This is a genomic window from Vibrio anguillarum (assembly GCF_001989995.2).
Classification (GTDB): Bacteria; Pseudomonadota; Gammaproteobacteria; order Enterobacterales; family Vibrionaceae; genus Vibrio; species Vibrio anguillarum.
In genome coordinates this window covers 79272-104728 of sequence record NZ_JAHGUP010000008.1, presented here as the reverse complement: position 1 = coordinate 104728, position 25457 = coordinate 79272, and the positions used below count along the sequence as shown (strand labels likewise).

The 25457-nt window shown below is 44.7% G+C and carries 22 protein-coding genes and 2 tRNA genes; 5 read left to right on the top strand and 19 right to left on the bottom strand.

Annotated features, from left to right (window positions below; all coding sequences use genetic code 11):
• Position 1: 1 nt before the first annotated feature.
• From PL85_RS01540 to PL85_RS01485, 12 genes are all read right to left on the bottom strand, one after another.
• Positions 2-1135: an ABC transporter substrate binding protein gene (locus PL85_RS01540; protein WP_013856691.1), complete on the bottom strand. Its 1134-nt coding sequence runs from the start codon at positions 1133-1135 to the stop codon at positions 2-4.
• On the bottom strand, positions 1132-3327 hold the full coding sequence (locus PL85_RS01535) for an MFS transporter (RefSeq protein ID WP_115339857.1): 2196 nt from the start codon (positions 3325-3327) through the stop codon (positions 1132-1134). Before PL85_RS01535 ends, PL85_RS01540 begins: the two co-directional genes overlap by 4 nt.
• A 9-nt stretch (positions 3328-3336) precedes the next feature.
• Positions 3337-4491 carry a D-alanine--D-alanine ligase family protein gene (locus tag PL85_RS01530; protein WP_013856689.1) on the bottom strand — a complete coding sequence of 385 codons (1155 nt, stop codon included), beginning with the start codon at positions 4489-4491 and terminating at the stop codon, positions 3337-3339.
• Positions 4492-4633: 142 nt separating this feature from the next.
• Positions 4634-7240: a type VI secretion system ATPase TssH gene (gene tssH / locus PL85_RS01525; protein ID WP_019282551.1), complete on the bottom strand. Its 2607-nt coding sequence runs from the start codon at positions 7238-7240 to the stop codon at positions 4634-4636.
• 8 nt (positions 7241-7248) lie between these two features.
• Entirely contained in the window at positions 7249-8232 is a 984-nt protein-coding gene (locus PL85_RS01520) for a type VI secretion system baseplate subunit TssG (protein ID WP_019282552.1), read from the bottom strand.
• The gene (tssF, locus tag PL85_RS01515; protein ID WP_069211972.1) at positions 8214-9995 is read right to left on the bottom strand and encodes a type VI secretion system baseplate subunit TssF; all 1782 of its coding nucleotides are present in this window, start codon (positions 9993-9995) and stop codon (positions 8214-8216) included. The genes PL85_RS01520 and tssF overlap by 19 nt, the downstream gene beginning before the upstream one ends.
• Positions 9988-10404 (bottom strand): type VI secretion system baseplate subunit TssE, encoded by a 417-nt coding sequence (tssE, locus tag PL85_RS01510; RefSeq protein ID WP_013856685.1) that lies wholly within the window; start codon positions 10402-10404, stop codon positions 9988-9990. Before tssE ends, tssF begins: the two co-directional genes overlap by 8 nt.
• Positions 10401-11756: a type VI secretion system contractile sheath domain-containing protein gene (locus PL85_RS01505; RefSeq protein ID WP_013856684.1), complete on the bottom strand. Its 1356-nt coding sequence runs from the start codon at positions 11754-11756 to the stop codon at positions 10401-10403. Before PL85_RS01505 ends, tssE begins: the two co-directional genes overlap by 4 nt.
• Before the next feature lie 46 nt (positions 11757-11802).
• Entirely contained in the window at positions 11803-13284 is a 1482-nt protein-coding gene (tssC, locus tag PL85_RS01500; protein WP_064625423.1) for a type VI secretion system contractile sheath large subunit, read from the bottom strand.
• Positions 13284-13793 carry a type VI secretion system contractile sheath small subunit gene (tssB, locus tag PL85_RS01495; RefSeq protein ID WP_013856682.1) on the bottom strand — a complete coding sequence of 170 codons (510 nt, stop codon included), beginning with the start codon at positions 13791-13793 and terminating at the stop codon, positions 13284-13286. The genes tssC and tssB overlap by 1 nt, the downstream gene beginning before the upstream one ends.
• A 69-nt stretch (positions 13794-13862) precedes the next feature.
• Complete coding sequence (locus tag PL85_RS01490; protein ID WP_013856681.1) at positions 13863-14393, bottom strand: Hcp family type VI secretion system effector; 531 nt, start codon at positions 14391-14393, stop codon at positions 13863-13865.
• A gap of 26 nt (positions 14394-14419) precedes the next feature.
• The gene (locus PL85_RS01485) at positions 14420-15811 is read right to left on the bottom strand and encodes a type VI secretion system protein TssA (protein ID WP_029189803.1); all 1392 of its coding nucleotides are present in this window, start codon (positions 15809-15811) and stop codon (positions 14420-14422) included.
• Positions 15812-16486: 675 nt separating this feature from the next.
• On the opposite strand from PL85_RS01485, the gene PL85_RS01480 reads away from it, so the two are divergent.
• Genes PL85_RS01480 through PL85_RS01470 form a run of 3 tightly spaced genes read left to right on the top strand, consistent with a single transcriptional unit; the run spans position 16487 to position 19347 of the window.
• Positions 16487-18478 carry a type VI secretion system Vgr family protein gene (locus tag PL85_RS01480; RefSeq protein ID WP_174223837.1) on the top strand — a complete coding sequence of 664 codons (1992 nt, stop codon included), beginning with the start codon at positions 16487-16489 and terminating at the stop codon, positions 18476-18478.
• A complete protein-coding gene (locus tag PL85_RS01475; protein ID WP_029189801.1) occupies positions 18478-19041 on the top strand; it encodes a DUF6931 family protein in 564 nt (187 codons plus the stop codon). The genes PL85_RS01480 and PL85_RS01475 overlap by 1 nt, the downstream gene beginning before the upstream one ends.
• 9 nt (positions 19042-19050) lie before the next feature.
• Positions 19051-19347, top strand: a complete 297-nt coding sequence (locus PL85_RS01470) for a PAAR domain-containing protein (RefSeq protein ID WP_013856676.1) — start codon at positions 19051-19053, stop codon at positions 19345-19347.
• A gap of 1059 nt (positions 19348-20406) precedes the next feature.
• Here PL85_RS01470 and PL85_RS01465 read toward each other — a convergent pair.
• From PL85_RS01465 to PL85_RS01450, 4 genes are read right to left on the bottom strand one after another with little or no spacing between them, the layout of a single operon-like run.
• Positions 20407-20547: a hypothetical protein gene (locus PL85_RS01465; RefSeq protein ID WP_019280941.1), complete on the bottom strand. Its 141-nt coding sequence runs from the start codon at positions 20545-20547 to the stop codon at positions 20407-20409.
• Between the two features lie 8 nt (positions 20548-20555).
• Positions 20556-20894, bottom strand: a complete 339-nt coding sequence (locus PL85_RS01460; RefSeq protein WP_013856673.1) for a hypothetical protein — start codon at positions 20892-20894, stop codon at positions 20556-20558.
• Positions 20891-22102 carry an Arm DNA-binding domain-containing protein gene (locus PL85_RS01455; protein ID WP_115339859.1) on the bottom strand — a complete coding sequence of 404 codons (1212 nt, stop codon included), beginning with the start codon at positions 22100-22102 and terminating at the stop codon, positions 20891-20893. Before PL85_RS01455 ends, PL85_RS01460 begins: the two co-directional genes overlap by 4 nt.
• On the bottom strand, positions 22095-22331 hold the full coding sequence (locus PL85_RS01450; RefSeq protein WP_013856671.1) for a hypothetical protein: 237 nt from the start codon (positions 22329-22331) through the stop codon (positions 22095-22097). Before PL85_RS01450 ends, PL85_RS01455 begins: the two co-directional genes overlap by 8 nt.
• A gap of 100 nt (positions 22332-22431) precedes the next feature.
• Here PL85_RS01450 and PL85_RS01445 point away from each other — a divergent pair, with 100 nt between their 5' ends.
• Positions 22432-22650 (top strand): helix-turn-helix domain-containing protein, encoded by a 219-nt coding sequence (locus PL85_RS01445; RefSeq protein WP_013856670.1) that lies wholly within the window; start codon positions 22432-22434, stop codon positions 22648-22650.
• Positions 22651-23078: 428 nt separating this feature from the next.
• On the opposite strand, the gene PL85_RS01440 is transcribed toward PL85_RS01445, so the two are convergent.
• Together PL85_RS01440 and PL85_RS01435 are read right to left on the bottom strand one after the other, a co-directional pair.
• Positions 23079-23155 (bottom strand) — tRNA-Val (locus PL85_RS01440).
• A gap of 26 nt (positions 23156-23181) precedes the next feature.
• A tRNA-Val gene (locus tag PL85_RS01435) sits at positions 23182-23258 on the bottom strand.
• A gap of 272 nt (positions 23259-23530) precedes the next feature.
• Between PL85_RS01435 and PL85_RS01430 the strand changes: the two genes are divergently transcribed.
• The gene (locus PL85_RS01430; protein ID WP_115339860.1) at positions 23531-24583 is read left to right on the top strand and encodes a GGDEF domain-containing protein; all 1053 of its coding nucleotides are present in this window, start codon (positions 23531-23533) and stop codon (positions 24581-24583) included.
• Here the strand turns inward: PL85_RS01430 and PL85_RS01425 are convergent.
• Positions 24580-25251, bottom strand: coding sequence for a DUF2726 domain-containing protein (locus PL85_RS01425; RefSeq protein ID WP_010318614.1), 672 nt, complete (start codon positions 25249-25251; stop codon positions 24580-24582). The genes PL85_RS01430 and PL85_RS01425 overlap by 4 nt on opposite strands.
• Between the last annotated feature and the right edge of the window lie 206 nt (positions 25252-25457).

Genomic DNA, 25457 nt, shown 5'->3' with positions numbered 1-25457 from the left:
GTTAATAGCTCTCCATGCTCATTCCAGCAGAACGCACTAGCTTGCCATCTTGCGAATAGATATCGCTGGCCATTTCAATCAATACAAACGGAAGCTGCGTATCAACGCGGCCTGCTTGTTTAAAGCTGATCGAGATGTCTGGTGGAGACAGCACTCCCACAGGCAGAGAGCCAGGATCTACGCCCTTTTTAAGTACTTCAATGCCGTAAAATGCCGCTTGGTGGGCGTTGTTTTCAAACCCTACGCCAACAGACATCAGCGCACTTTGTTGCGTGCCATTAACCGCATCAGGCACTGCAGTTAACAGAGGAAGCGGCTCTGAATGCAGGTTGATCTCATCAAGTCGGTTAAGAAGACTTGAACTACCCGTAAGCCAAAGCAAGGATTGACATAAATTACCATCGTTGACCTTCATCGATTCAATGGTGGTCTGCATAACGTGTTGAAGAGCAAGTTCAGGATTATTCTCGTCAACTTCGATAGGAAAGACTTTCACTCCTTGCTTCTCAGCCTCTTTTTGAAGTGGCAAAAACTGGGTGAGATAAGCACTGGTGTTCGACTTGGCGTACAGCACACCAATTTGAGTCAGACTTGGTTTAAAGCGACGTAAAAAGCTCAGCGTAATATCAGCAGGCAAATTCAAGGAGGTGTAAGCAAAGTTGTTGCCACTTGAGTGGTAGTTATCCGTCAGGCCCAGTAACACCGGATCTTTTGCGTTCACCGATACAACCGGAAGCTTACCTCCAGCGTAAATCTTATGCAGTGAGACGGTCGCACTAGAGCCAACCGTGTAGATCATGTTCGCCTTTTTATCCGCAGCTTTCGTCCAAGCGACCAGTTCCTCTTGGCTTTTAGGCAAAAGGAAAGCACGAAATGAAACGTTAGGCATTTCTCTGCGAAACACTTTTAAGATGGTCGACAACGCAACATCATACGCGTCCGCTTTTCGAGAGACCAAAACCCAAACCATAGGATATTCACCTCGCGGGGCGAACAACACATCGTTGTCGTTGGCATTAATTTCCCACTGCACCACCTTTTCTGCTTGCAAGCGTTCGCCCAACCACTCTGGCCAATCTGCCAAACTCACCGATGAGAATGCAGTCAGTGCCAAAAGTAAAATCAATCGAATCATGCTACCACCTCCTTTTGTACTGCACGGTCAAACAACCACATCAACAAGCCAGCTAAAGTAAAGAATGCTGAAAGCGCAAAGAATGCGTAGTCCGTTCCAAGATGAGTAAGCAAAGTACTGACAACGACCGAACCCAACACATGACCTAGCCTTTCCAAAAAGCGATAAGTAGAAGCAACTGAGTTAGCATTAACACCTTGAGTCGTGGTCACCACATGAGTCACAACTGGGGCATTAATAAAGCCATGTGAAACACCCATCACTAGCATTGCGAACGTTGCGACGAAGACAAGATAGGTTATATCTTTAAATAAGAAGGCAGCAGAAAGAATAGCCAAAGCAACAGCGCCAACAATGCTTCCTAAGCAAAGCGCCCATTTTGCAGAGCCAATACGGTCAATCATTGGCGAAACTTTTCCACTAATGAAAAGCACAGAGAATGCATAAGCCATCAGCACCTGACCGATACTTTCACGCTCGACGCCTACATCAGAAAGAAGGATTGGCACAGCGAAGAATACGACACCAGTTAGCATCATTTTGGTTGGTATACCAACGAGCAACATGGTGCGCATGAATGACGGTACACGTATCAAAGTAGCGGAATCTTTTAACATCATCGTAAGGTTCTCTTTAAGTGAACCTTGTGCATTCCTCTGAGGAATCATCGACGGTAGCGACAACGCGAACAGATACATTAGACCACCAACTAACGCCGACAACATGAAGATACCTTGCACGCCTACGGTATCAGCTAGCAGAGCACCGATTGCCGCACCAGAGATGAATCCAGCATTGAAACAAAATACGATGATACCTGCGGCTTGTGTCTTGTTAGACTGGTCACTGCAACGCAGAATATAACCTTGAACAGCAATAAAGATCGTCGCTTGCCCAACACCAGACGTGAATCGAGCAATAAGCACCATTGCTAACTGGGACTCGTACGCTAGCAACATACAACCAACCGCTGATAGCAGAATACCCACGCCAAGTACTTTGCGAATATCAAACACTTCAACTAAACGCGAAACAGGCAATAGCGTCGCAGCAAAGCCAACAAAGTAGAGTGTAAAGAAGTAAGACGACCAACTTTCTCCTGCGCCATTTTCTACCGCGATTTGCGTTAAGTACTGAGGTAAAACCGGCGCCATTAACGATTCCATCAGCACCGTGACCAACAGCAGCGGCTTAACCTGCGCCAGTACGGTGTCGTTTTTTGGCTGTTGCTCCGAGTGACTCAGTAAGCGAATAAAAGCAAAGCAAATGAACGCACAACCAGCAAATAGAATGGCAAAGTTCTTTAGTATACGAACCAACTGCGCAAACAGTACTTTGGGGGAAAAAGCGATCGTCACCTCGTTCCCTTTCGTATCGCTTACTAGAAATTCGGCCATCTCATCGACTGACACACTGTTCTGCGCTTTACTCTTGGCGATCAACTCAGTTCCCTGAGCAACTGCAATGGAAGAGACTTCTGGGTTTGACTGACGAAAGCTGTCTAGCATCTCATCGATACCACTCACTTGATGATAGCTTATCCCTGCATTCAGTACCGGGGCTAAACGTTGAGTAACAATCTTCGCCATAGAATCCGCCTTGTGCTCCAAGCCGGCTTTGTACAATGCACCGACCATCAATAGCACGCTCGCCGACATGGCTAAGAACACACCACCAAATGCAGTGAAGTAGATCTTGGGGTTTTGACTACGTAAAACAAAGAAAATAAACGCAGCGATCAGTAAAACGACCAGCAGCACCATCGGCTGGAAGTTCCTATCGATGCTCCTTTCTATTTCTTCATCACTCAGCCAGATCTCCAAAGCACCAACTTGAGCGAATTTATTGCTCAAAGGGATGGTGACTAAGCTGCCAACAAAGTTGTCATCGGTGTAGCGATATAGCTCTTGCTGCCCAGAAATTACTCGGATATCAACCACAGAAGAATCCGCTTTCGCGATTGGCGATAGCACTTTTTCAAGACCAGCAAAGTCCTGAAGCGGCACACCAGAACTGAGAACTTGTTCTATACCGATTCGGGCGGCTTCGGTTTGGGCTAAAATCGCATCACGGCTCTGCTGTTGATAGCTTTTCAATGCTTGTGCATAACCAACAACAAAGATCAGCATTAGTGATAACAGAACCAGTAATGCTCCGAGCAACAAGCGGCTATATTGCTTAAAAGAGTTCAAAGTTCACTCCTAACACACGCTTAGAGCGTCGAATTGCTCATTGAGGCAATGCGCAACCGACATTGGGCGTTTTTGCTTAAGGAAAGATAATCGGTTAAACACCAACGACTGAACTAGGTCTGTGTAATCCATACCTTCACGAGCCAGATCATGGCAAACCAAACTTACCTTCTCTCCCTCCGGACGTTTGAGATCCGGTTTTGGATTGGTTTCCAGCACATAAAGGTTGCCTTCTTTGTCCATGCGTAAGTCCACTCTCACTAAGGTTTGAAGACCAAGCAGGCGATAAATCTTCTGACCGATCAGTGCTAACTGATTGCGTAGCCCCTCTTCATTAACAGCAACCAAACGGTCTTGAGTGATCGGCTTTACATCCATGGAAGTAAAAATAGGCTCGTCAGCATCCAGTACACGTTCAGTAATTGAGAAAGCCATAGGCATTTCAGACTGCGTCAGTTTACCTTCTTTAAAGACATACTCTCCCGCAACAGCAACAACAAACTCTCGGCCACCAAGGAAAGGTTCAATCATTACTGTATTCCCCGTCGCTTGACGTACATGCTCTACAACACCCGCGAGATCATTACGCTTAAAAACAGGATAAACATGGATTGAAGCTCGGCCAGACACTGGCTTAACAATGAAGCCGTCTTTGAACTGTGCTTCAATTTGATCGATCGCATCTTGCTTTGCTACATCTTCAAAATGCTCATCAATACCAATGGTGATAAATGGCGCAGTCGGCAGTCCAGCGGCTTTAATTTCATGCTTAAACAGGTGCTTGTTATCCAAGATCCCTGCCGTCATTGGCGAGTGCCCTACATAAGGCACGCCCAGCATTTCCAATGTAGAAGGCAAATGACACATGGAGTCAAAACCTTGCAAACCACCACTGTTCGTGATCACCAAGTCAATACCTTTATCTTTCAGGCACTGCGCTAAGTTAATGTCTTCAGCTAACACCTCAACGAATTGGAAATTAGATTCACGCAGTGCATTAGCAATATCGTGTGCAACAGGTGCATACGTTTTAGTTGAGCGAGGGCTCAAGTTTTCAAAGATAAAACTGCCCTCCTGCTCTTTATCACCACCGTGAATCACTGCGATTTTTAAGTTCTTACGAATCCATTCCAATTGTTGCGTAGAAAAAACTGAATGCGTCATCTGTTAGTACTCATAATGTTGTGCTGCTAAAAGGGCGCGTTAAACACGGCCTGCAACAAAAAGCGTTAATAAAATTACGTTATTGTTTTAGTTGGATTGATATACAACCCATTGTTTTTTTGAGGTCTATCGCCTCTTAATGCTATTGAATCTGAATCTTAAATTTGCCTTCTTCAACGTGAACAGTGACCGCTTCTACCGGCTTGCTCTCGCTCATGCGGACAATGCATTGATTCGCTAAATCCGGCATAAGTTGACGATTGATCAGTTGCTCAACGGCACGAGCGCCTGTTTCAGGTGAATCGTTCATATTGACCAGCAGATCAATCACATCAGGGTGAAATTCAAAACTTGCTTTGTAGTGGGATTGAACGCGCTTACGAATGCGGTTCAGAGACAAGGTTGCAATTTGCGCCATTTCTTCATCGTTCAAAGGGAAATAAGGCACGATGGTCGCACGGCCAAGAAATGCGGGTTTAAAGTGTTTTTGCAGCTCAGGGAAAATAGACTGAGTCAGCGTCGGAACATCCGGTCGACCATTTTCACACGCATTAACAACAGCACTGTCGGCCGCGTTTGATGTCATGATGATGATCGTATTACGAAAATCGATGTGTCGACCTTCACTGTCCGAGATCGAGCCTTTATCAAAGATTTGATAGAAGATGTCGTGCACACCAGGGTGGGCTTTTTCCATTTCATCCAGCAGCAGTACAGAATATGGGTTCTTACGTACCGCTTCTGTTAAGACACCGCCTTTACCGTAGCCAACATAACCCGCAGGAGAGCCTAAAAGCATCGACACTTTGTGCTCTTCTTTAAATTCCGTCATGTTGATGGTGGTGATATTTCGCTCGCCACCGTATAGCAAATCGGTAAGCGCCAATGCAGTTTCGGTTTTACCCACACCACTTGGACCACACATCAGGAATACCCCAACAGGTTTGCGTGGGTCGGTTAAACCTGCACGCGACAAGCGAATTGCTTGTGAAAGCTCTGCTATCGGCGTTGTCTGACCAATCACTCGCTCACCGATACGAGTCTCTAGGTGCATCAACTTCTCAACTTCTTGGCTAAGCATGTTGCCCACTGGAATACCCGTCCATAGCGCCACCACTTCAGCGATGGTTTGCTCTGTTACCTGTGGCAGGACTAATGGCTGCTCACCCTGGATCTCACGCAGGGCTGCCATTTTGTCTGCTAACATGCTTTTCGCTTCATGCGATATCACCGAGCCATTTTCTTTTAGCTCAGCGTCTAAGCCAGACTGCAACTCAATGATCTCTTCCACCAAGAGGCGCTCTGAGTTCCAAGAGCGTTCAAGTGACTGATGCTCTTGTTCTAAAGCCGCCAATCGCTGTTTTGCTTCTTCCAAGCGTACGCTTTCAATCGACCACAATGCCGACTCATGATGTAACGTTTCGATCTCGTTGTTGGTGTAGCGGATTTTTTCTGCAATGGCTTCCAACTGTCTAGGTGCCGCACTTTGGCTCAATCCAATGCGTGAACATGCCGTATCCAACAGACTAATTGCTTTATCAGGTAACTTACGCTCAGGAAGGTAACGAATAGAGAGAGCGACTGCGGCATCAATGGCTTCTTGCATGACTTTAACGCCATGGTGCTTTTCAAGGCTGCGCTTCACGCCGCGAAGCATGTGAATAGCATCTTCTTCGTTGGGTTCATTAACCGCAACAACTTGAAAACGACGAGTCAACGCGGCATCCGATTCAAAGTACTGTTTGTATTCCGCCCATGTGGTCGCCGCAAGAGAACGAAACTCGCCACGCGCAAGCGCTGGTTTCAGAATATTCGCAGCATCATTCTGGCCCGCTGTGCCACCCGCCCCAATCAGCGTATGTGCTTCATCGATAAACATGATGATCGGCGTCGTTGACTGCTTGATCTCATTGATCACATCTTTAAGGCGGTTTTCAAACTCACCTTTGATGCTCGCGCCTGCTTGCAAAAGGGACAAATCAAGGCTGCGCAGCTCAACGTTCGCAAGCGCAGGTGGAACATTGCCATTCACGATTTCTTGGGCAAGACCTTCAACAATGGCCGTTTTACCTACACCTGGGTCACCGACGAGGATCGGGCTGTTTTGACGGCGGCGGCACAAAATATCAATGGATTTGCGAATTTCATCTCCGCGTCCTGTAATAGGGTCCAACTCGCCATTACGCGCTGCCTCTGTCAGGTTTTGCGAGAATTTGTCCAAAGCTGGCGTCGCTGAGTCACCACCGGTTGGGGCCATGCTCTCGGTAGACGATGAGACTTCACTGGGTCCGCTGATCACCATCGACTGACTGCGTAACCATTCAGAAGACAAGACTGACACCCACGAGCTCAACACGCCGTTGTAAGCGCTTTGGTCCAGACGCTGCTTCAGCACCATAAGCAGATGAAATTCATTCACCACCGATTGCTGATTGTTTAATGAAGCAAGCATCCATGCATCTTTAAGTAACTCAACCAACTCAGGGGACAAAGAAGGTGAAGAGTCATTACCACGAGCCAAATGCATCAGACGGTCATTACAACGCTCCAACATCGACTCTTTGGCCATTGATGCTTGCTGCAAAGCGGCTTCCCAGCCTTTGGACTGTTGTAACAACTGAACAAACCAATGCTCAGCTTCTATCGCAAAGTGTCCTTTACTTACACAATCTCCAGCAGCCGTTTCCAGGGCACTTTTTAGTAACGGAGTAAGCCTTTTGACCAAGCTTTGTAGTTCAATATTTATCATTCTGTTTCCTAACTTTTCGTCAGTGGCATTTCAACAAACTGTTGACGATCTGATTGATGACTCATCCACGCGGATTGGCCAATTCTTAACGCTTTTTGGTGACTGCTTGATAGCTTCACTCTCGGCAGATACTGGCTATTTACCTTCATATAGAGTGCATACTTGCTATTCACTCCCATATAGCTTCTAACCATATGGTCCAGCGCAAGAACCATCTCTTTGTCACTGCGTATTTTTAAGTAATGCTGATAGTCTTGAGGGCACATTTTTATGTTGAGTTTCTGCCCCGTCATTGGCGTCGACATCCCGACCAACGCGCCCATACCCAATTGATGATTGTTTCCGGCTTGGCCAATTTGAGTTAACGAACACTCTGTTAGAGGCAAATACTCTAGGCCACTGCGTTCAACCTCAAACTCCGACTCGAAGTAATCTTCTAGCATCGACTTAAGCGCCAATGGGCAGGTTAATTTCAACCCTAATAAGCCGGTGTATTGCACCAAATGAGATTCCGGCATTGGTGCCTTATCTCCAGTCTGTCCAGCTAAACTGGAAAGCATTTCAGTAATAGATTGACGGTCACGATTCCAATGAAACGCCTCTTCCTCAATCTGATACGTCAGCTCATGCTTTTGCTTTGTTTCGCAGTACAAGCGGTAGTAACGGTTATTAAACATGTCGAAAAAGTCGAGTGGTGCTTCATCACCAAGTTCAAAACGCGCTTTTAGTGCATCGCCATACATCGCTCTTGGCATCGAACCAGAGTTGCCAGACAAAGCCGCCAATGATGTCTTTACCGTAAATTCACCCTCTCGCTCCGAAGTAACCATAGAGACTTCTGCTTGATAGTAAGCTGGGAGAATTTCCGCACTAAACCTCACTTCAGGTCGCTGCCCCTTTAAATGAGCCTGATGCTTGAAGATCTGCCACGCTTTTTCTAGCTGTCCCTCAAACGCACCATAAGCGAAACGGCTTACAACAAACTCTTGCACCCAGTTCTCCTCGGGAAGGACAGGTAAACACCGTCTTGGCCTTCCAAATAAATATCCACTTGAGTAAAGCTGTTGAAGCCTGCAAAATAAGCAAAGAAGTGGTCAAGCAAATGACCAAAGAGCGATACGCCTCCGTTGACATTACTTGCGTCTAACGTCACCGAAATTTTTGTGCCGTAAGCAAAACATGTTTTTCCTGACACACGGATCGGAGCCACCACTTGCTCCTGCTCGATATTTTGCAGGGACTCGATATAGATGTGGTTTTGCACCGCTTGGTTGTGGTTATACAAATCAAACACATTTTTCAGCGTAGCGGTTGGGTCATCCGTCCCTAGAATTGCGTGATAGTTAAAGTGCAAATGGCAAAGCAGTGCCCATACATTCTTATTTGCATCACGACTGCGCACTGGCAAGGTTGGGCGGCGCAGCAAGTTCATAGTCGCTGGAATCGTAAGAGATTCCCGACATGTCACTTGGCTGTTTACAGGCAATGAACCTGCTCGAATGCCGTCAGTCGCAGTTGTCGTCACCGACCAAACTCTGGACGACGTCGTGGCACTAACATGCCCAATATCAGCCACTTTTAAGCCACTGCGAAGCACGCCTCTTTCGTGGGTATCCTGTACGAGCTGCCAACGGAGTGCAGTCTCTGTACTGTTGTACTTGTCTCCGTAGATCTGACAGACCTTAAACGGTTCACCTTCCGTCACGTCTAGCACTTCATCAACAGAAAACACTTCCAAATCATTACCCTGGCTTGCATCAAGATAAATTGGGTACTGCTTTTGGGTGAAGTCGATTTGCAGAGGTTCTGACACTTTGGTTTGTAGGTTCACCAATGGCGTACAAAACAGAGAAAAATGCTGTGCTTGAATGCTACGAGCTTGCACCACACTCATCTCATTCAAGAAAATCTGAATACGAAACTCTGAGCCGATTGCGTGTTGCATGATGTTGCCAAGGTCTAATTTGAATCCTTGAAATCTTTCAGGGAACATGAAGAACTCGGTCAATAACTTAAAGCCACCAAAGCTTGCTGCTTGATACGGTAAAATAGTGTCGTTCACATCGAAGCCGATTGGTTGTAGCGCAGACTTCCCTAGTGAGTAGCTCTTACCATTATTCTGGATACACACCTGACAGCGACCATCGGCGAGTACATCATACAAACGCAATGCAAAGTGGCTTTCACCTTTGAGATGCAGTTTCAACTGGTCAATATCCAGATCACGCAACTCGATACCGCTATCGGTTGCCTCAATCGTCAGCTCCAGCATCGCTTTTGCGTTCTCTGCACCCACAGGCTTAGCCAGTTCAAATGGCGCAAACAGCACTTCTGCCGAAGCAACTTGAATTGGAAGCAGCGCTATATTTTCGGAAGTGCGAAACACCACTGGCTCGCCAGATTCGCTCGCGACATCGAACTCAGTGCCTTTAGGAATACTGTGCTTTGCATTCGCTTCTTCAAAAATAGCGAAGTCCAACATGCTGTATGACGGTATTGGCCTCAGATAATGCGGGAACAACAAGTTCACCAAGCTTTCTGTCAGCTCTGGGTAAGACTCATCCAAACGCTGCTGAAGTTTGCCGTTCATCAAGGCAACACTTTCAATCAAACGCGCGATCTGAGGATCATCAATACTGTCTTTACGCATTCCCAATGCACGAGCCGTCCCCGGATGACGTTCCGCGAACTGAGAGGTTTCATTGCGAATAAAGCGCAGTTCCTGTTCAAAATAGGAAAGCAATGAATCAGACAAAATTCGACTTCCTTACATCTAGTTTGTTGCTGCTCAAATCCAAAAAAGAATCCAGTACGATCGCTTCATCACCAAGCTCTGAATGCACCACGGCGGAAAGGCGAAAGCTCAATTGGTTGCTACCCAGTTCCCCTTCTTGAACATCAATCTCTACCTGGCTCAGGCGAGGTTCGAAGTTTCGGACCAGCACTTCAATTTCTGCGACAATGTCACTGGTGTTGTTTTTACTTTGAGCGCGAGCCATGTTGCGCATACCGAGCTCGGCAATCGTTCCTTTTTCCGATAAAAGCATCTCTGAACACAGAGGTGCTCGGCTGGAAATAAGATCACAGACGTTATCAACAATTGCATCTCGAACACTATCGATATCGTCATTCCAGCTTTGGGTTAACTTAGCCATTAAGCTCATGATGTCTCTCCAACCTCACTGCCAGATACCGAAGTTGTTAACACCACTTTCGCATCCATCATTTCGTATTGATATTGAGGCTGAAGCATGATCTCGCATAGGTAGCGGGTTTTATCATGAGGAACCTCTTCAATGCGTACATAGCAAGACCGCAGTGGATATCGGGCAAGTACGGCATCCTCACCATAATTGACGTTGCTTATGAACTGCTCTAGCCATCGCTCTAGACTGCGTCGACAAGTTTCTGCACTGTCATATCGACCAACTTGATCACGAATTTGGACCTTGATGTAATGGGCAAATCGGCAAGCCATCAGGTTGGTTTGGAGCATACCGAGCTGACGTTGAGCTTCATCAGGCGCTTGCCAAACGGATTGATTGCTGAAGAAACCTTTATGGCCACTTATGTAAATACTGGTTAAAGGCATGAACCCCTGAGACGACCAAAAGCCATCATCTTCACTGTAGATCTCTACCTTGGTCTTAAGTTCTTTTGAGTCCTGAACGATAGCCCCATACGAACCTGTCTCATCGTAAGAACGCAGGAATCCAAACCAACTGATTCGATCAAACTCTCGCATCACATTACCTAGCAAGAGGTAAGCGCTGCTGCCCCACAAGGCATATTTCTCTTGCTGGCGCTCGTTAAAAACAAATCCAGCCTGATATTGACAGTATGGTTGACGAATCAAATGTTCAGGCATGACCAAGTGCAAAAATCGTGATGAGTTTTTTTCTCGTAGCAACTGCCAAGAAACAAAATCTCGACTAGTAAGAATGCGCTCAATTCTCGCGCTGTCATGAAGCTGCCTTCTTGGTTCATCACCAAAGAAAAACTCGTCAGTTCCGAGCACCATTGGGCAAAAACAGAGCTCCCCCAGCTCAGAGAGCAGTTGAAGGGTGTAGAGATCGTCATACTCCTGATCATCGGCGTAATCAGCCGAGACCTTGTGATCGACCATCACCATGCCAAATGGGCTGCCACCGGCGGTATCCAGCTCATTTGAATACAGTTTTCGGTATAGGGATGACTGCTTTAGATCGAAAGAGTAATTGAGATCTGCCGAAACCATACTCCAACTCAAGTCGAGCATTTTGATTTTTACTCGACGCTGGGATACTTGCAGCTGCGCTAACGATTTGAGCCCCGTCCAAGAGGCTTCTAACTGCTTAAAGTTAGGGTGTTGAATAACGTCTGACAACTGTTCACTTATTGACGTATCAATCTCGGAGATCAAACGAACCAACGATGCTTTGAATTGAACCACCGACCGACTTTTCGCGCACACTAATATCTCCTGCCAGGCAGGATTCTCAGCTAAAATGCGATCGAATTCGGAATTTGTATACATCAGCGACTCAGTTCAAAACATTCGGGGACAGCGTCCCCGAATAGGATTAGCCAGGAATGTTCGCAACCATTCGTAGTGAAGTGGTTAGCTCTTCCATTTGCAGCCAAGGGCGTAAGTAAGCCACTGCAGAGTAAGCACCTGGGCGTCCAGCTTGCTCTTCTACCGTCACTTTCGCTTCAACCAATGGATGTGTTGCTTTCGCATCGTTACCAATCGCATTTGGGTTAACGTATTGATTAATCCAAGAGTTCAGCTCTTTCTCAACGTCATTTGGAGCTAGGTTTGAACCAATACGATCACGGCCCATGATTTTTAGGTACTGTGCGATTCGGCTGCTTGCCATTGTGTATGGCAGACGCGCTGAAATTGCCGCGTTTGCCGTTGCATCTGGATCTGTGTACGTTTTTGGTTTATGCGCAGTCTGAGCACCCATAAACACTGCGTAGTTGGTGCTTTTGTAGTGAACCAGTGGCAAGAAGCCAAGATCACTCAGCTCTTTCTCACGCTCATCCGTTAGGTTAACTTCTGTCGGGCATTGCTGTAGCAATTCACCGGCCTCAGAGTAGTGAGTGAAGTTTGGCAGGTTCTCTACTTTACCGCCGTTCTCAGTACCTCGGATCGCCGTGCACCAACCGTACTTGGTATATGCTTGAGTCATCAGAAGACCAAACTCATACGCCGCATTGCTCCAAACAAAATCGCAGTCTGAAGACACAATTTGCTGACCGTTGTCCCGAATTTGAAGTTCTTCAAATGCAAATGATTTAACTGGAACGGTTGCTGCACCGTAAGGAAGGCGAGCCATCGTTTTCGGTAGAGTCAGAGCAACGTAGCGCGAGTCATCGCTTTCACGGAATGCATTCCAGCTTGCATATGCTGGCGAATCAAAGCCTGCTGCAACTGGTTTGCCTTCAGAAAAGCTACTGAATGCCTTGAAGTCGAACATACTTGCATTCGCTGCAGCGACGAAAGGTGCGTGAGATGCAGAAGCGACTTCAGCCATGTAACGCAACAGGGCAACGTCTTCATCACCGTAACCGAATCCGTAGTCACCTAGCAATGCACCGTATGGCTGACCGCCCGCTGTTCCAAATTCTTCTTGATAAACCATATTGAAGAAACGGCTGCGATCGATCGCTGGTGCATCTTCAAACTGCTCTAGCAATTCGTCTTTGGTGTAATCCGCCAGTTTGATTTTCAGATCTGATCCTAGCTCGCTGTTTTTTACAAGCTTTTGCAAACCTAGCCATGAACCTTCCATTTTTTGGAACTCATCGTTTTGCATCACCGTTGACAACTGCTCAGAGATTTTGCTGTCTAGCGCGCTGATTGCTTTTTCAATCGTCAACGTTAGGTTCTTATCCCAAGTCACTGTACCTTCCAGTGCTTGAGAAGCCATGACGCTCAATAGCTCTTTTGTCGTATCTACTGGTGTTTGTGCTGTCGCGTTGATCGCTCGGTCAAGAAAGCTCTGCTTTGCTTCTGCTTCAGTAGTAGTACCTTGTACTGCTTGTTGTTCTACAGACATTATTCCGCTCCCTCTCTGCTCAAACCTAGTTCTTGAGCTAAACCATTGATGGCATCTGCGCTTTGCAGAACTTCTTTCAGTAGACGCTCAAGATCTCTCGAACGATCGGCTTTGCTTAAGAGTACTTTTAGCTGGTTACGTGTTTCAACCAACTGCTTAAGCGGCTCAATTTGATCAACTAAGTTCTCTGGGTGGAAATCTTTCATCGAACGGAAGCTCAAGTTCACTTCAAACTGGCTATCATCATTAGCAAGCTTGTTATCAACCTTGTACGAAAGACGCGGGTGAATTTGCCCCATCACTGTATCGAAGTTGTCTTTATCGATACCCGTGAACTCTCGCTCTTCTAAATCAACTTTTTCTGATTCTGGTTTGTGTCCTGAAAAGTCGCCAATGACGCCAACAACAAACGGCAGCTCTTTCGTCTCTACGGCGCCATTCGTTTCAACGTCATAGGTGATGCTGACACGGTTCTTACTAACGCGCTTATGTTGTGAGTTCAATGCCATAACGGTGTCCTAAAATGAGATATTCATGAAATAGACATGCCAATTAACGTGGCATGTCTAATGAAAGAATTACTTACCAGAAGTCATTTTCCCGGTCGGTAGGTCGTAAGTCACAACACCACCGCTTTGTAGTTCACCACCTTCTTTCTCATAGTGATGCTTCTGAGAAATAGAAGTGTAAGAAAGAGATAGGCTCTCGTACGGTTGAGATCCGTCAGTCCCGCTCACGTTGTAAGAAACTAAACGTGCTTTTTCTAGCTTAACTTGGAAGTAAACGTCTGCACCTTGACCATCGTTAGAAGGCTTAGTAAATGCAACCTCAACAGTTTTACCGTCTTTACCTGGGTTGAATAAATAAGACAGTAGGTCTTCAGAAGCACCATCGACTTCTTTAGTTACGCTAACTTCGCTTACGCCAACCATGCCTGAATCCGCATTGGTGCCGTTACCGATGTCCATAGCAACGTTACGAGCGCCACCCCAAGAGTAAGAGTTGATTGCAAACCAACCGTCATTTTTACCTTCAGCCGTTTCTAGCTGACCGATAGTCGCTGCGCCCTCAACTTGAAGACCGCTTACACGCATGTAAATACTTGCCATGATTTTTCCTTATTTTTTAAACACAATTACCAACTCAGAGCCGACGTAGCGGATGATTGTGGTTTTTGATCTTGCTTAGATTGGGTATCTACAGGGGAAGTCTGAGATACATGCTCTTCAACACTTCGCGGATCCGAAACGGAAGGCTTCGCTTGAGGTGTTTGGGGGCTTTCAATGCCCACCGTTGGAGTACTCACCTCCGGCAGCAAAACCTGATCGAGATGATTCAATCCGGCGGCATTAAAAATCGTACTAAGAGCGTCACCGTTTTGTTCCGACATCATTTCTCGCAGCAACTCAGGTAAGGATAAATATCCCCATCGAATCGCTTTTTCTAACAAAAATGAAATTGGGCTATGCGGTTCGCTCTGGCGAAAATAATCAGAGACTTCTCTCAACAAATGGAAAGCTAAGTCTCGGTTCATATTGTTTAAATTACCCAGTTCAGAGAGGTTTCCTGCGTGTAAGTGTTGGCTTACGGTCTGAGCCTGCTCTGATGCCATCGGTATTCGCTCTATATGTTTTGTATCCATATGGCTTGGCAGCTCCCCTTCAGAAACTGAACTTTCGGCAACCTCTTGCTCTACTGTCTTGGCCTCCGCTTTCGGTGCTAACTTAATTCCACTTAGATGAACCAAAGCGTTTTCAACACGGGTAAGCAGTGACTTCGCAAATCCGAAGTTGGTACTTTGACTGCCTAGAGAATGACACTTAGTGCTCACCAACGCTGACAAACGATCTAATTGGGTGACACAACGTTTGGCGTTTTCCATCTTGAATTGAATTGCGAAACGCTCTTGCGCCACCGTGGTCGTAAGCATAGATTTCAGTTGGCTGATTTCGCCTTTTCTCTCTGCACTTTGAAAGTCAAAAAACGTCACTTCCCCGACTAAGGGCAGTTGCAGCACCGGCGCATAGAGAATCGAGCTTTCCTCGCTATCGCCGACTAGTTGGAAAAATGCTTTAACTTTCGCATCTGCTTGCTCTCTTTCTTTGCCCTTATCATCATCAGATTTGAGCGTTTCAACTGGTAGTACAGGGTTGAGGTGATCCCAGTGCTTCTCACTTAAATCCGCTAACCACTCAAGGCTATTCGCAGCACTTTCTAATGTGGTATCGAGAAGGAATTGAGCAGCAACAAACCATGAGATGAGCTCGATATCTCTGGTTGTTTTTGAAAACTGTTCGTACAAACTGTCAGAGAGAATCTTCCACTTATTTAGACATGCCTCTTGTAACGCATCTCTCTCGTCAGCACTAGGGTTTTGACTTAGCTTACGCAGCGCAGTTTGCGCGACATTAAATTCATTACGTAATGGGCGAAAAGCACTTTTTTCCAGTTTAAGATAAACGCCACAGATCGAATCATCACTCAGAGGTTTAGAAAGTTGCTCAATTTGATGCTTTGACAAAGGCATAGGTTCCTGCTCTGTTAGGTTGACTATTTGCTTAAGTGTCAATTAACTTCAATCGCTATTTCCTGTATTTTAAGATAAAGGAAAACGCTAGAGGCCTTGAGTTATTTCAACCAGAAAAATTTTTATTTTTGCAGCAAAAACAACATCTACTAATATTGTTTCATACGAAGTGACATATTTGTCAATTTGCCAATAGTGTATCTTTGAGGTGAATTATAGCAATGGCAATTTACGCCATATTTAGGCGACCTTTAGGTCATCCTACCTCTTTAAAAGAACACTATAAAAAGACACAAAATAACATATATTGTTGATTTTATTATGATTTAATATAAAAAATACACGCAAACCCCTCATGCATTAACAATATCTTAAATACTTCATCAAAGATGTTGTCATCATAAAAAATATGAATGCACAAGCTCACCGTCATTAAAAATGAAACAAACATAAAAATAACCACAAAGCAATCGATTACATATTATTCAGATAATAATTAAATAGACAAATTACCTTGAATTAAGGTCTAACTCGAAATATATTACATGTATAGAGCATGAAAGTTGATACCAATACAGCAAGTAATAATAGCATCAATTATTATGTGATAATTTCGAATATTCATCCAATAAACAGCCTTTTAGAACTGTTTATTTAATAGTGAATTAATTGAATATGAGCAGTAACGAATTAAAGCACCAAACCCGCTCCCTCACCATTAAGCTTTCAGATAGCAAAAGTTATATTGTCACGCAATTAATCGGAGAGGAAAGCGTATCCGGCGGGTGTCAGTTTTCCGTTTCCATCGCGGCAAACATGGAGATCGATACCAAAAACCTAGGTAAAGCTGTTTGTGTGTCTTACGAATTAGATTCTGGAAAGCGTTTTTTTTCAGGTATATGTAGCACTCTGCAATTCACAGGATATAGCAAAGACAAGCAGCAGTTTTATTATCAAATAGAGATATTGGATCCACTTAGCTTGTTGCAATACAAACGCAGTCGTCAGATTTTTCAAAACGTAACGACGAAAAAGATCATTGAAAAGCTGCTAGAACAGGCTGATCTCAAAAGCTATTTTCACTTTTCCCTTTCCGGAAGTGGGAAAAATCATGAGTATTGTGTTCAACTTGATGAAACCGACCAAGCTTTTATACAACGCTTGTTAGCAAACGAAGGATGGCACTACCATGTACGCCATCAATGCAATAAGTCGACAGTCTGCATTGGCGATTCAAATCAACGATTTGAGAAAATACCGGATCCAAAGTTAAGTTATCAAATAGGTGGCAACAATCAGCAGCACGTACTAACCACGTGGAGTCAAGCCCACCATGTTGGCAGTGGAAAGGTATCTGTCGCCGATCATACTCAAAACCTGGCTGAATTTTTTGATAGCGGCCCCCGAAAAAGCACCGAAAGTTACGCGCCGACTTCATTGACACAAGAACTCTTTGCATTTGGTCACGAGAATAAAAATGAAGTCCGTGACGCAGCAAAAATGCATATGGAAGCGTTAGATCTTAGGAAGTCAGCCTCTCACTCATCATCGAATTTAGCGACGCTTGCTTGCGGCTATAAATTTGAACTAACGTACCATCCTCTCAGTTCAATGAACCAAGAGTACATCATCACTCATCTATCACATCGCCTATCCAGAGAAGAATCGAACAACGAAGTCGCTTATCAGAACCAGTTTTCTTGTATCCCTTCGTCACTGATTTTCCGTCCAGAAATATTTGACAAACCGCGTGTCCATAGCTTACATACCGCAACCGTCACCGGGCCTAAGGGAGAAGAGATTTACCGAGATAAATGGGGTCGAGTAAAAGTGCAATTTCACTGGGATAGAGGCGGAAAAAATGACGAAAACAGTTCATGTTGGTTGCCAGTATCGCAAGGGTTCGCCAGTAAGGGGTTCGGTTCTCAATTCACACCGCGCATTGGTGATGAAGTGATTGTGCAATACATTGATGGCGACCCCAATCGCCCTATCGTGACCGGCTCTTTATACAACAAAAACAGCGCAGCCCCTTACAGCTCGAATACTCAAAATGGCATCAAAACTCGTTCAACGCCTAAGGGCAGTAGCAAGCAAGGAAACGAACTGCGGTTTGAAGATCAAAAAGACAAAGAACAAGTGTATTTACATGCTGAAAAAGATTTGCTACTTGACGTAAATAACGACAGCCAGTCAACGATTAAAGGCATTAAAAAGACCCAAGTTGAGAAGAGTGCCACCTTAAGCGTTAAAGAACACATACAAGTCGAAAGTGATAAAACACTTACCGCCAAAAGTAAAGATAACTGGACGGGTGACAGTGAGAAAGATCTAAGCCTCAATGCCGCTTCCAACATCAATATTGCGGCTAAATCGACGGTCAGCGTTGATGGCAACCAAGTGTCGATCTGCGGTAAATCGAAGATCGAACTCAAAGTGGGCACGAGCAAAATCGAGATCAGCGCTAGTGGTATTAAGATCGACGCTCCTCAAGTCTCTGTTTCAGGTAAAGCAAAAGCAGAGGTGAAAGCCGCAATGATCAATATTGAAGGCCAAGGGAAGGTCGATGTAAAAGCAGCGTTAGTGTCGGTTAACGGCAGCGCCATGACACAAATAAAAGCCGGGGCCATGGTGCAAATTCAAGGCGCAATTACAAAGGTAAATTGATGATGTTGATAAAGGTTCCCCACCAATCCGCGCAAGACATCTTAAGTGTCTACGAGCCGAATGCCGCATTCGCAGAGTTAGCAGGCGAAAATACTACACCTATCGATTTGATTTCTGTGGCGATGGAGCAAGAGCTGTTTGCCGATGCTGTGACTTTTCTTGCGCATGCTCTCCCAGTTCGTGAATCCATTTGGTGGAGCGTAACCTGCGCCGCTTCTCTGCATCACTGGAAAGAAGACGAAGCCAATGCCATTCGCGCAGCAAAAGCTTGGGTTTATACACCTGATGAAACAAGCCGCCGTTTTGCTGAACAAATGGCAGAAAAAGCGGGATTAGAAACCGGTGCTGGCTGGGCAGCTCAAGCGGCCTTTTGGAGTGGCGGCAGTATGATTAAACCAGAAGATCCTACCGTTCCCCCTCCCCCATACTTGTACGCACAAGCAGTCGCAGGATGCATTAACCTTTCAGCAGTCTTACCTGACGGTGAAGAAGCAAAAGAGCGCTATCAACAGTTTGTAGAAATGGGTCTAAACATCGCCTCCGGTGGAAACGGTCAACAATAGGGAAAGAACATGCTTCCAGCAGCCAGAGCAACAGACATGCACATGTGCCCGATGCAAACACCAGCAGTGGTGCCAATCCCTCACGTAGGCGGGCCATTACTCCCTCTGCCAACAACAGTATTAATCGGCAACCTACCAGCTGCCACTCTAGGACAGATATGTGTTTGTGTCGGCCCTCCAGATAGCATAGTTAAAGGAAGTGCAACCGTGCTGATTAACAATAAACCCTCAGCGCGCATGGGCGACCTAACTGCCCACGGTGGGACTATCGTGATGGGGATGCCAACTGTCTTGATTGGAGGGTAATTACATTTCACTCTAGTTAAATAGGTGGATGAACCGCACCATTTACACTCAACATCAATTAAAACAAGGTTGAAAAATGTAAAGTTTAATGAAGTGTGTGATTCATAGACATTCTTTCAACTACAATGGATTTCGATGAAAAGAGAAATCCAACAAAGATTACCATGGGTAAATTTGTATGAGGAATGTTGTGATGTAAACCTTGTCTGCTACCGCTTTGGTATTTCCAGACAGACATTACTACCGTGGCATCAGGATATGTGCAGTGCAGAATCACTGGTCTGGAAAATCGGAGCAAGCGTCCTCATTCTTCTCTAGGTGCCGAGCTAAGAGAATTGATACTTGAGAGACGTGGAGAACGTAATATAGGGACTACACGTTTACGAATGAAATTAATCCGACTTCACCCGCCACTGAGGGTCGCATTATACCGTTCTGCCAACTCCTTGATTGAGACCCTTGTCGAACGATGGACCCTCCACGATTGAGCCGTCTTAGTGATTTTCTTCATCGCTTTCTTTGAAGCTCCTGGTGCACATTTTCGAACCAGTTCACCCTTGAAATTTTTCAACGTTCGCACCCTAAAGTCATACCCCTGAAACGTGAATACTTTCTTCACATTCCAACGTAGGAAGGTATCTATGTAGACAATATTTGTCTTGCTTTCATATACGAGCAGTAACACACCAGATCATCCCAGAGAAAAAAGAAGAAATGCGGGCGGCATAAAATTTAACTTGAGGCGACAACTAGCTTGAAAAACTCCGTCGTGAAGTAGTCTCTGTGGTCGTCTTTAGTGATCCCTGTGTCTTCTCTGTAATAGGTTGACGGATTTCGCCATTCCAGCTAGGCGGACAAGTAACCTCTGAATTGGCGCAATCCGCCATACGGGTTTGGCCCAAACAACCAATCAAGTTTGGCTCATCAATCCAGTAGTAAATCCGGTACGACACCCCTGTTTTTTTCTCCATCAGAATACCCAGTCTTCTCAACTTGGAACAAGCCGTATCTATCTCTCGGCGGGTCATTCCCATTTTTTCGCCCCACTCTTTAATCGATTTAATCAAACCACCGATCAGCATCTTTGGTGCGTTTTGACCAGTACAACGCCTGACTGAACAGTAAAGCACCGGTAATACCGATGCCCAACTGAACAAACGTACGATGAAAAGCTATGGGACGGTCTAAGTAGTCCAACATATGCTCACCTACCCAAACATACCCTGAGTATCACGTCGGCCTTTCCACTCTTTGAAAAAATTATCGAGCCGATGTTGTATCAAATCCATGATTAAATCCGGTGACACACGCCCGGCTGTAAAATGATAATGTAGTAACACATTCATCACCCCAGACGCCAACGCTTCAATCATTCCCTCTTCATCCTGTATGGCACTGGATACCGGCTCTAGTCGTACACGGATTTGTATTTTCACTTCTGACTTAAACGCCAGAATATCGGGCGTGGTGTAGCGAAAGAAATGACCCTGATTTAATACATCCAGACATAAACTGGTGCAATGAACGGTCATGGTGTTGTATTTCATTGATTTCTCTCCTTCAACTGCGTCAGTAAGCGTTCAAATGCTGAACCATCCTGACGAGTCAGGTTAGGAACGTAACGACTGTAGATTTCGAACAACATTTTTGTGTTGGAATGCCCCATCTGACGAGCTATCCATTCTGACGCTTCCCCTGCTGCTAACCAGAGTGTCGCGGCAGTATGTCGAGTTTCGTAGGGACGACGATAAGGTAAACCCATTTTCTTTAAAGTTGGCTTCCAGACCCGATCTCGAATGTTACCTTTATCTAATGGATTACCTTCGGCGTTACAAAAAACGAACTCTCCTGCCCCAGTGACTTCTTTCTGACTTTTGAGCGCTTCTAACACTATACTCGACATATGAATATCACGAGCGGAGCCCAGAGTTTTGGTGGTATCCATCTTCCCCTGGACATAGGTTTCACGAACACTAATAACCCCAAGACGAAAATCCACATATCGCCATTTCAGACCATCGATTTCAGAAGTGCGCATGCCGGTAAAAAAGCGCACCAGAAAGTAATTGCGATAGTCAACTTTCACCGCATTTAAGAAATCCATCACTTCTTCCAAAGTAAACGGATTCACGTCGCGCTTTTCTACTCGCAATGGTTTGATGTTTTCAAACTGGGAACGAAACCCATAACGATCTGCAGCTTCACGTAGAATCATCCTAAGAGGTGTCATTACATGATTGACAAAGTCAGTAGACAGCTTGGTTCCATCCGGTTTAGTCTGCATTAACTTTGCGCGGTACTTGAGGATGTCTGGCCGCTGAATTTGATCGACATCCACATCACCAAACTCTGGCACTAGATAACCAAACAGATACACTTTCATGCTATTTACATAACTCGTTTTCCAACGGACCTCATTTTCTCCGAACCATTCATGGGCAAAATCTTCGAATGGAATGCTGGTAATTCCCTGCAGCCCCTGCGAAGCCGTTTTATAAGCACCGAGCAACTCTTCCTTCTTCCGCCGAGCTTGGATATCTTGTTTAACAAACTTTGATGCATTTTTTGACTCTGGAAAGTATTCACTGTAAACAAAACAGCCTAAACGGATATCTGCATCGATCTGGTTTAGAAGTTTAGTTAATTTTCGGCGATTGTTAGGGTTATCAGCCAAAAGTGTCTGCTCACGACAGCGAATATTATGATGACGGAAATCCATAAATAGCTTATCACCACGAGCCCTAATACTAGCCATAACATACCCTCCCCGCTGCCATTGGAATATAAACGGCATTTCGTGTCGCACTTTGATATAATTCCGCTTCAACCTCTTCCCATATGTAAAGAATTTTTCTACCATTGAAAGGTCGAATGTAATGTTTACCTTCGATGAATACTGAGTCTCGCAGCCTTGAATTGATGTAGTTGCCGCTAAATTTAATCCGAGCTGCGAGTTCTTTTACTGTGAGTAGTGTTTGGTCCATATTGACCTCCATTTTTGTGTTTTATCAGGACACATAGTCAATATAGATGAATCAAGGTGTCCCATCAAGACACTAAAATAAATCATTTTGGAATATCACATTGATTCGTTATAACCTAAAACAATTAATAGAAAAAAAATCTCTGCAAGAAGGGCGAAAAGTTTCTGGAGCTGAGATAGCCAATGAGATCGGCATTCAAAGATCTACGATGGCCAAAATGATTCGTGATGAAGGGTATATAACGACAACCAAAACTCTTGATTCTCTATGTCGGTATTTTGGTTGCCGTATCGAAGAATTAGTGACTTACGAAGATTAAATGCTGATTGATATTCGTGGCATCTTCTTTAGGGGTGGCCTGGGGACTATAGCTCAAAAATAATTTTTGGTAAAAATACAAGCAAAGTGAAATCACGCCGTAAATTCAACCTGTGCACATATCTCCTCAAAACGCCATCCTATATACTATGTCAGTTTAGGTACTTAAGCTAAAAATTGTTCGGTCAAACAAAATCCAGATCTTACTAAATCAAACCACATTTCCAGCGAGGAAAAAACGGCGAGGGCACCGAATAGGCACAATGGTGCCCACAGGTGCCCATGGCGACAATAGTCAATAAAATTTACGTGAATAAAACAGAATAAATATTTGAGTAAAAGAAGAGAAATAACAGAGAGTGTACAAGTATACTTTACAGGCTTCAGAAACAATAAAACCCGCTAATATGCGGGTTTTATTGAGAAATTTGGTGGGTCCGGGCGAACTCGAATCGCCGACCCCCGCCATGTCAAGGCGATACTCTAACCAACTGAGCTACGGACCCAAATTTACATATATATTCAATTTTGATGGTGCGTCCGAGTGAACTCGAATCACCGACCCCCACCATGTCAAGGTGGTGCTCTAACCAACTGAGCTACGGACGCATATCTTCAGAACGGAGTGGATATTAACGGCTGTTTTTGCTGTGTGCAAGTCTATTTTCTTTGTTTTTGAGCCAGTTGGCTTATCTATCACCAGCTTGTCTGTTTTTTATTCACAACTCTGGGTTTAAGTACAATAACCGGATTAACAATAGGTGTAAGCTGTCCAATTTATTTCATTATATAAGTTATGTGAGATTATCCATTGATTCGGACCAATTATCTCGTACTATAAGCTTTATCAATATCTTCGATATGCAATACGGTGACGTAACATGGATGTGCGATTATTCAATCATTCCCATCATTTGAGAGCCTCTGTACTTTGTGGGTTAAGCTTACTGCTGACCGCTATTGCATTTTTCTTCGTCCTATTTAACGTTTTTTACACTTACAGCTACGGGCTAGCAGCATTAGAATTTGTCTTCATGTGTTACTCCTATTACGTTTACTTGATTGCAAAGCAACAAACACATTCAGCTACTCATATTCGTGTCTACGTTTATTTTCTAATCTTTATTATCAGCGCAGGGACTTTTATCCAGCCTTTAAGTAATGGTCTATTTTTATGGACCACCTTTTTTCCAGTACTTTTTTACCTATTGCTAGGGGTTAAGCATGGCCGCCTCGCTACGGGCATCGCACTCATTCCGCAACTGTTCAACATTTATTATCAAGCCTTATGGAATGAAGCTTATGATCCAATCCCGTTGATGATCAATCTGCTTCTTTGCTACTGCGGAATTTGGACAGTGGCTCATATTTTTGAATCTAGCCGTAAAAAAACCGAAAACTCACTACGCTATCTTGCTTCTCGTGATGCGTTGACGGGCTCTCACAATCGTTTAGCACTCACTCATGCCTTCGCTCACTTTGTGCAAAATAAGGTAGATACCACTTTATGTCTTCTGGTGATTGACCTTGATTATTTTAAGCAAGTCAATGACACCCATGGGCATGATGCCGGTGATAAGGTGCTGATCGATACGGCGCAGGTAATGTCTCAAATTGTGGGCGACGATAACCTCTACCGTATCGGCGGGGAGGAGTTTTGTGTGACTTTGTTTAATAACAGTATCGCGCAAGCCGAACATGTGGGAGAAAAATTACGCGAAGCGATTAATCAACATTTGTACGCTTATGGCTCGAAGCGAATCCAACTGACCTTAAGTGTCGGTATTTGTGAATACCGTGAAGGTGACAAGTTGGATATGCTACTGAAATTAGCTGATGTAGAGCTTTATAATGCAAAGAAGAATGGACGTAATCAAGTTCGCATTTGCCAAATCAATGACAGCAAAAATGATGCGACACTTTGGGCTTCTTAGAGTTCTTGATCCTCTCCTAATTCATACACCACATTATAATTTTCGGTATAGGTACACTGCGGTTGACGGCTACAAGTGAAGAATCGTCGGCCTTTGAAGTCGCCTTGACTGGCAATTTTTATCACCATTGGGCTACCGCATTTTTTGCAAAAACGCACTTCTTTATCGGTTTCAATCAAATCGATATGTGCAGCCAGTAACCTTCTAAGTTTGCTCACTTGATAGCTGTGTTTGATGTTTGCACCAATCAATGGAATGTTGGCAGACTTACATACATGCATCAGCAGTTTTTCACGCTCTACCTTGCCTTTATGCAGTTCTTTTCCGTTATCCAATTCGATGATGACTCGCGGCTCTAAGGTTCTTGCATCACACACCACAAAATCAAAATAGTTTTTGGCGATTCGGTTATTGGCGATAAACCACTGCTTTTTATTCAAGTTCGCCGCTGGGGTAACCACGTTGGCCATTGAAACTTTAGCCAACACCACACCGTGTTCCCCTACTGCAGATTTCAGCGCGTTATGAAAGGCGCCTTCCGACATATTGAGTAACGCCCCTTTCTTCTTATAAGCGTAGTCTTTGGTATCGTCGTGTTTGATCACGTACTTTTGGATAAAGACAAAAAACAGCACCAGCAGTGCAACAATGATAAAAATGTTGGTCATACGATAAAAACCATGTTGAAGTAATTAGCTAACTCGCTAATTAATAAACGAAGTACCGCCCAAAGGCCAGTTTATTACTATGGATTTGTTGAAGAGGGTGACCTAATCCACATGGCAGCAGGCTCTCTTGTAAGCTGAATCTAGAATGTGTACCAGAGTGCCATTCAGGTTGATAAGCTACGCCAATGAGTGAAATGTCGCAACTT

Bases quoted from the DNA above. Each gene is read 5' to 3' on its own strand.
- tssC (WP_064625423.1), bottom strand. From the start codon at position 13,284: ATGTCTGTAGAACAACAAGCAGTACAAGGTACTACTACTGAAGCAGAA.
- PL85_RS01425 (WP_010318614.1), bottom strand. From the start codon at position 25,251: ATGACCAACATTTTTATCATTGTTGCACTGCTGGTGCTGTTTTTTGTC.
- PL85_RS01475 (WP_029189801.1), top strand. From the start codon at position 18,478: ATGATGTTGATAAAGGTTCCCCACCAATCCGCGCAAGACATCTTAAGT.
- PL85_RS01455 (WP_115339859.1), bottom strand. From the start codon at position 22,102: ATGGCTAGTATTAGGGCTCGTGGTGATAAGCTATTTATGGATTTCCGT.
- PL85_RS01505 (WP_013856684.1), bottom strand. From the start codon at position 11,756: ATGTATACAAATTCCGAATTCGATCGCATTTTAGCTGAGAATCCTGCC.
- PL85_RS01480 (WP_174223837.1), top strand. From the start codon at position 16,487: ATGAGCAGTAACGAATTAAAGCACCAAACCCGCTCCCTCACCATTAAG.
- PL85_RS01450 (WP_013856671.1), bottom strand. From the start codon at position 22,331: ATGGACCAAACACTACTCACAGTAAAAGAACTCGCAGCTCGGATTAAA.
- PL85_RS01460 (WP_013856673.1), bottom strand. From the start codon at position 20,894: ATGAAATACAACACCATGACCGTTCATTGCACCAGTTTATGTCTGGAT.
- PL85_RS01430 (WP_115339860.1), top strand. From the start codon at position 23,531: ATGGATGTGCGATTATTCAATCATTCCCATCATTTGAGAGCCTCTGTA.
- tssB (WP_013856682.1), bottom strand. From the start codon at position 13,793: ATGGCATTGAACTCACAACATAAGCGCGTTAGTAAGAACCGTGTCAGC.
- PL85_RS01470 (WP_013856676.1), top strand. From the start codon at position 19,051: ATGCTTCCAGCAGCCAGAGCAACAGACATGCACATGTGCCCGATGCAA.
- PL85_RS01540 (WP_013856691.1), bottom strand. From the start codon at position 1,135: ATGATTCGATTGATTTTACTTTTGGCACTGACTGCATTCTCATCGGTG.
- PL85_RS01490 (WP_013856681.1), bottom strand. From the start codon at position 14,393: ATGGCAAGTATTTACATGCGTGTAAGCGGTCTTCAAGTTGAGGGCGCA.
- PL85_RS01530 (WP_013856689.1), bottom strand. From the start codon at position 4,491: ATGACGCATTCAGTTTTTTCTACGCAACAATTGGAATGGATTCGTAAG.
- tssE (WP_013856685.1), bottom strand. From the start codon at position 10,404: ATGAGCTTAATGGCTAAGTTAACCCAAAGCTGGAATGACGATATCGAT.
- PL85_RS01485 (WP_029189803.1), bottom strand. From the start codon at position 15,811: ATGCCTTTGTCAAAGCATCAAATTGAGCAACTTTCTAAACCTCTGAGT.
- PL85_RS01465 (WP_019280941.1), bottom strand. From the start codon at position 20,547: ATGTTGGACTACTTAGACCGTCCCATAGCTTTTCATCGTACGTTTGTT.
- tssH (WP_019282551.1), bottom strand. From the start codon at position 7,240: ATGATAAATATTGAACTACAAAGCTTGGTCAAAAGGCTTACTCCGTTA.